Here is a 4977-nt window from a genome sequence, read left to right on the forward strand (position 1 = left end):
AAGGGTCTGGCAACAGAAGGTCTAACCGCAGACTTTTTGGATATAGACCAAAATGGGATTTTATTGCTTAATGTGCAAACAGGAACTAAAATAAACGAAACGGTTTATATTATTCCAGCCAACACCATCTTTCCAGAATCGTATTTGAATGGGAATCAAGACACTTCAGATACCAGCAAAGACCGATTGATTATCTCTGAAGATATTTCTTCTCAAGACTTGGCAAACAAGGTTTATTACCATGTGACAAACTAGTGGATTCTTTTTTTAAAACTCACTTAAAAAAACAGCCCATTTGGCTGTTTTTTTTGCTATAATAGGAATGGAAAAATTAGAGGTGAAAGATGTCTTACGAGAATTTATTAAAACGTTTTTTAACGTATGTTAAAGTCAATACGCGTAGTAATCCGAACAGCACAACAGTGCCGTCAACGCAATCCCAAGTGGATTTTGCTTTGAACGTGCTAAAACCTGAAATGGAAGCTGTTGGTTTGCAAGATGTGCATTATTTGCCTAATGGCTACTTGGTTGGAACATTGCCTGCCAATGATGCGACTAAAACCCGTAAAATTGGGTTTATTGCACATATGGATACGGCTGATTTCAATGCTGAAGGGGTTAACCCGCAAGTGATTGATAACTATGTTGGTGGATTTATTGAACTTGGCCAATCAGGTTACACACTAGACCCAGCAGAATTTCCAAATCTTAATAACTACCTTGGTCAAACCTTGGTGACAACTGATGGGACAACTTTGCTAGGCTCTGATGACAAATCAGGGATTGCTGAAATTATGACAGCAATTGAGTATTTGGTGGCTCATCCTGAAATCAAACACGGGGAAATTCGTGTTGGTTTTGGTCCAGATGAAGAAATCGGTGTTGGTGCTAATCATTTTGATGTGGATGATTTTGATGTGGATTTTGCCTACACCGTTGATGGTGGTCCACTTGGTGAATTGCAATACGAAACCTTTAGCGCAGCAGCTTTAGAAGTTGATTTTAAAGGGCGTAATGTTCACCCAGGAACGGCTAAAAACCAAATGATTAATGCTTTGCAATTAGCTATTGATTTCCATAATCAATTGCCAGAAGCTGACCGTCCTGAAAATACGGAAGGATATGAAGGCTTCTTCCATCTTCACGGAATGGAAGGAACAGTTGATGAAGCGCATAGTTCCTATATTATCCGCGATTTTGAAGATGCTTCTTTTGAAGGGCGTAAGGCTCTCGTACAAGAGATTGCGGACAAGATGAATAAAGCCCTCAGCAAAGAATGTGTTTTTGTTCATTTGAATGACCAATATTACAACATGAAAAAAGTCATTGAAAAGGATATGACACCAATTGAATTAGCCAAAGAGGTCATGGAAGATTTGAACATCAAACCTGTTATTGAGCCAATTCGTGGTGGAACAGACGGTTCAAAAATTTCATTTATGGGCATTCCAACACCAAACTTGTTTGCTGGTGGTGAAAACATGCACGGTCGTTTTGAATTCGTCAGTCTTCAAACAATGGAAAAAGCAGTTGATGTGATTATTGGGATTGTCCGAAAATAAGCTCATTTAAGCGTTGCATAAGCATTAGTTGATAAAATCAAACGGTGGAGGAACATTGTGATTAAAATCTTTGGAAAGATGCGATACCATTGGCAACCTGAATTATCATGGCTGATTACGTATTGGTCAATTGCTCTTGCGCCGATGTTTATTGCATTCTCATTGTTATTTGAACGAACTAAAATACCCAACCATTTCTTTGTATTGTTTGCGACTTTTGTGATTCTAGTTGGGCTAGGTTTTCACCGCTATTTCATCATTGAAGATGATGGAAAATTAAGAATTGTGGCCTTAAATCCATTTAGACGCTCAAGAGTAGCGATAGCGCAAATTCAAACGATTGAGGTTAATAAATCTGGTATTGTGATGAAAATCAAAAACCAACCCGATCGTATCTTTTATATGCGAAAATGGCCGAAAAAATACTTCTTAGATGCTTTAGTGTTACGTCCAGAGTTTGCTGGCGAGGTCGTTTTAACAGATAATTTGATTAAGTTGGATTATTTTGAAGCTTACCATAATGAGACAAAAGCTCCTACGAAATAGTAAGAGCTTTTGTCGGGCAGTTTTTAACGGCTGTTATGGTATCAACATCTGTGCTAGGAATAACTTTTTCTAAGCTATCAGAATCAGTAAACTTAACAATGCCATCGTCGTGGTAGTCAAATACCGAAGAATAGGTCTGACATAATCCGCAGGCGATACATTGTTTTGGTATTATTTGTACTTTCATAGTATTATTGTAATATGAATTGATTGATTTAACAAGGGGACATTATGACAAAACAACCATGGGAAGAAAAAGTCGTAGAGGATAAAGACCAATCTGCTAATCGTAAAACAAAGGGCTCAGTAGTGAGCACACCTTTGTTGACCGGTTTGCTTAGTGTGTTCTTTGTGATCATTGTGGCTATTTTATTTGTTGTCTTTTACACTTCAAATCGAAGTGGTGACAAGGTATCTGAAACCTCTAATTTTTACGGGGCTTCTACAAGCAGCAGTGTCAGCACGTCATCAAGCACTGAAACATCAGAAACAACTTCTGAGGAAACACCTTCAGAAAGTGATTCGACCTCAGAGGCGCCAGCTGAGAGCACAGAAGAAACACCAGCGACTAGCCAAAGTACAGATACAACGCCTTCTTCATCAAGTACAGATACGTCTAGCAACGGTGGGACTATTACCGTATTGCCAGGTGAAGGAGCTGCATCTATTGCCGCACGTGCTGGTATTTCAGTCGACACGCTTTACCAACTCAATCCAAGTCACATGACATCAGGTTACTGGTATGCTAACCCAGGTGATGTCGTTAACGTTAACTAAGAAAGACAGAGGAATATGAAATCAATTAGAATTGCGATTGATGGTCCTGCTTCAAGTGGAAAGAGTACAGTAGCCAAGATTTTAGCACATAATCTTGGCTATACTTATCTAGATACTGGGGCTATGTACCGTTCAGCTACTTATCTCGCTTTGAAAAACAATCTTCAAATAGATGATGTGCAGGGCATTTTAAAAGCCTTGTCTGACAATCCGATCTCTTTTGGACGTGCCAAAGATGGTAGCCAAACCGTTTTTGTTGGTCAGACAGAAGTCACACGTGCCATTCGTGACAATGATGTGACGGCTAATGTGTCACATATTGCAGCTATTCCAGAAATTCGTGAAGAATTAGTTGAGCAGCAGCGTCGTATTGCCAAAGACGGTGCCATTATTATGGATGGTCGTGATATTGGGACAGTTGTCTTGCCTGATGCAGAATTGAAAATCTTTTTAATTGCGTCAGTGGAAGAACGTGCTCAACGTCGTTTCAAAGAAAATCAAGAGCGAGGAATTGCGACCGATTTTGAAACTTTGAAAAAAGAGATTGCAGAGCGGGATTATAAGGACAGTCATCGTGAGGTTTCTCCTTTGAAACCAGCTTCTGATGCCATTACATTTGACACGACAGGTGTTGACATTGATGGTGTTGTCGCATTTATTCAAGAAAAAGCAGAGAAAATGATTGACATGGCTTAACATTCGTGCTATAATTTAAAACAATGAGAAAAGCAGAAGTGAGAACTTCTCGCCTTGCGACTACGGTTGTCTGGCCCAACATGTCAAACATTCCTTATGGAATATTACGTGTGTGCGGGCTTGTTTCTCAAGTCCGTTTCGTTTTTCTCTAAAAAAATAAAGAGGTGAAGATCATAGCTAAGAAAGATCTATTCATTAACGATGAAATCCGCGTTCGCGAAGTTCGTCTCGTTGGTCTTGATGGTGAACAGTTAGGAATTAAACCATTATCAGAAGCTCAAGCAATTGCTGATGATGCTAATGTGGATTTGGTTTTAATTCAACCACAAGCTACGCCACCTGTTGCAAAAATTATGGACTATGGAAAGTTCAAATTTGAGTATCAAAAGAAACGTAAGGAACAACGTAAAAAACAAAGCGTTGTGACTGTGAAAGAGGTTCGTCTTAGCCCAGTTATCGATAAAGGTGACTTTGAGACTAAACTTCGTAACGGCCGTAAATTCCTTGAAAAAGGAAATAAGGTCAAGGTCTCTATTCGCTTTAGAGGTCGTATGATTACTCACAAAGAAATTGGAGCAAAGGTATTGGCGGAATTTGCAGAAAGAACGCAAGACATTGCTATTATTGAGCAAAGAGCTAAGATGGATGGACGCCAAATGTTCATGCAGCTTGCACCAATTTCTGACAAAAAATAATTGTCAATTTTAAACTATTTTAAGAGGAGAATTTTTAAAATGCCAAAACAAAAAACACACCGCGCATCAGCTAAACGTTTCAAACGTACAGGTTCTGGTGGATTGAAACGCTTCCGCGCCTTCACATCACACCGTTTCCACGGTAAAACTAAAAAACAACGTCGTCATCTTCGCAAAGCCGCTATGGTGCACTCAGGAGATTTCAAACGTATTAAAGCAATGCTTTCAGGTCTTAAATAAGTCTAAAGCATTTACTCAATATTATTAAGAATTATTTGGAGGAGAATATAAATGGCTCGTGTTAAGGGTGGCGTTGTATCACGCAAACGTCGTAAACGTGTATTGAAACTTGCTAAAGGTTACTATGGTGCAAAACATATCTTGTTCCGTACTGCAAAAGAACAAGTAATGAATTCTTACTACTATGCATACCGTGACCGTCGTCAGAAAAAACGTGATTTCCGTAAACTTTGGATCACTCGTATCAATGCGGCAGCTCGTATGAACGGTTTATCATACTCACAATTGATGCATGGTTTGAAATTAGCTGAAATCGAAGTTAACCGTAAAATGCTTGCTGATTTAGCAGTTAACGATGCAGCAGCTTTCACAGCTCTTGCAGATGCAGCTAAAGCTAAACTTGGTAAATAATGAGTTAAGAGAGAACATTAAACGTTCTCTCTTTTCTACCATTTGTCAAG

Annotated in this window: 8 protein-coding genes, 1 pseudogene and 1 other annotated feature; of the genes and pseudogenes, 8 read left to right on the forward strand and 1 reads right to left on the reverse strand. The window is 39.1% G+C overall.

All coding sequences use genetic code 11. From position 1 onward, the window contains the following. From B3473_RS06790 to B3473_RS06800, 3 genes and pseudogenes are all read left to right on the forward strand, one after another. Nucleotides 1-255, forward strand: a pseudogene (locus B3473_RS06790) (hypothetical protein); the annotation flags it as partial. Nucleotides 256-344: 89 nt separating this feature from the next. Continuing rightward, nucleotides 345-1562 carry a peptidase T gene (gene pepT / locus B3473_RS06795; protein WP_293678035.1) on the forward strand — a complete coding sequence of 406 codons (1218 nt, stop codon included), beginning with the start codon at nt 345-347 and terminating at the stop codon, nt 1560-1562. Nucleotides 1563-1619: 57 nt separating this feature from the next. Next, nucleotides 1620-2108, forward strand: a complete 489-nt coding sequence (locus B3473_RS06800) for an EbsA family protein (protein ID WP_167829271.1) — start codon at nt 1620-1622, stop codon at nt 2106-2108. Here B3473_RS06800 and B3473_RS06805 read toward each other — a convergent pair. Then, nucleotides 2098-2295: a ferredoxin gene (locus B3473_RS06805; protein ID WP_154454705.1), complete on the reverse strand. Its 198-nt coding sequence runs from the start codon at nt 2293-2295 to the stop codon at nt 2098-2100. The two genes, B3473_RS06800 and B3473_RS06805, sit on opposite strands and share 11 nt — an antisense overlap. Nucleotides 2296-2339: 44 nt before the next feature. Between B3473_RS06805 and B3473_RS06810 the strand changes: the two genes are divergently transcribed. The 5 genes from B3473_RS06810 (at nt 2340) to rplT (ending at nt 4927) form a co-directional block, all read left to right on the forward strand. Beyond that, complete coding sequence (locus B3473_RS06810; RefSeq protein ID WP_154454706.1) at nt 2340-2885, forward strand: SAG1386/EF1546 family surface-associated protein; 546 nt, start codon at nt 2340-2342, stop codon at nt 2883-2885. A gap of 15 nt (nt 2886-2900) precedes the next feature. Next, nucleotides 2901-3581 (forward strand): (d)CMP kinase, encoded by a 681-nt coding sequence (cmk, locus tag B3473_RS06815; protein WP_154454707.1) that lies wholly within the window; start codon nt 2901-2903, stop codon nt 3579-3581. Nucleotides 3582-3605: 24 nt separating this feature from the next. Beyond that, nucleotides 3606-3732, forward strand: a sequence feature (ribosomal protein L20 leader region). A 13-nt stretch (nt 3733-3745) separates the two neighbouring features. After that, nucleotides 3746-4276 (forward strand): translation initiation factor IF-3, encoded by a 531-nt coding sequence (gene infC, locus B3473_RS06820; protein WP_167829272.1) that lies wholly within the window; start codon nt 3746-3748, stop codon nt 4274-4276. Nucleotides 4277-4315: 39 nt separating this feature from the next. Next, entirely contained in the window at nt 4316-4516 is a 201-nt protein-coding gene (gene rpmI / locus B3473_RS06825; RefSeq protein WP_003065422.1) for a 50S ribosomal protein L35, read from the forward strand. Nucleotides 4517-4567: 51 nt separating this feature from the next. Then, nucleotides 4568-4927: a 50S ribosomal protein L20 gene (gene rplT, locus B3473_RS06830; RefSeq protein ID WP_000124839.1), complete on the forward strand. Its 360-nt coding sequence runs from the start codon at nt 4568-4570 to the stop codon at nt 4925-4927. The last annotated feature ends 50 nt before the right edge of the window (nt 4928-4977 follow it).

The organism is Streptococcus sp. UBA632, assembly GCF_002300045.1.
Classification (GTDB): domain Bacteria; phylum Bacillota; class Bacilli; order Lactobacillales; family Streptococcaceae; genus Streptococcus; species Streptococcus alactolyticus.